The sequence below is a fragment of the Micromonospora sp. AMSO1212t genome, assembly GCF_008868145.1.
GTDB classification, from domain to species: domain Bacteria; phylum Actinomycetota; class Actinomycetes; order Mycobacteriales; family Micromonosporaceae; genus Micromonospora; species Micromonospora tulbaghiae.
The window spans coordinates 1-438 of sequence record NZ_WBKS01000322.1 but is presented as its reverse complement, the minus strand read 5'-3'; the positions used below and the strand labels follow the sequence as shown (position 1 = coordinate 438).

At 71.0% G+C, this 438-nt stretch carries 1 pseudogene; it reads right to left on the bottom strand.

The features are described 5' to 3' along the window. A pseudogene (locus F8279_RS29995) lies at positions 1-438 on the bottom strand (fumarylacetoacetate hydrolase); the annotation flags it as partial.

Sequence of the window (438 nt, the reverse complement as noted above, 5' to 3'; positions counted from 1 at the left end):
GCGCCGGGCAGCCGATCCGCACCACGTCGTCGACGTTGTGGGTGAAGCCCTCACCGGGGCGGTCCCGGTCCTCGATGGGCGCGAACATGGTGCCGAGCATCAGCACGGCACCGTCGGGATACTGGTGGTGCGGGCCGACCAGCTGCCGCACCAGGGCCGCCGGGTCGCGCGACATCCGCGTCATCTCCGAGACCGCCTCCAGGTGGAAGCCGTCCGCGCCGCGGATCGTCAGACCGACCTCGGCTTCGCGCACCCGGTCCAGGCCGAACCGGTCGTCGAACAACCGGATCAGGGGACCGAGGGCGCATGAGGCGTTGTTGTCCTTGGCCAGGGGCAGCAGGAGCGCCGAACGGCCCTCGACGTCGCGCAGGTTCACGTCGTTGCCCAGGGTGGCACCGATGATCCGGCCGCTGGACTGGACGATGAGCGCGACCTCGG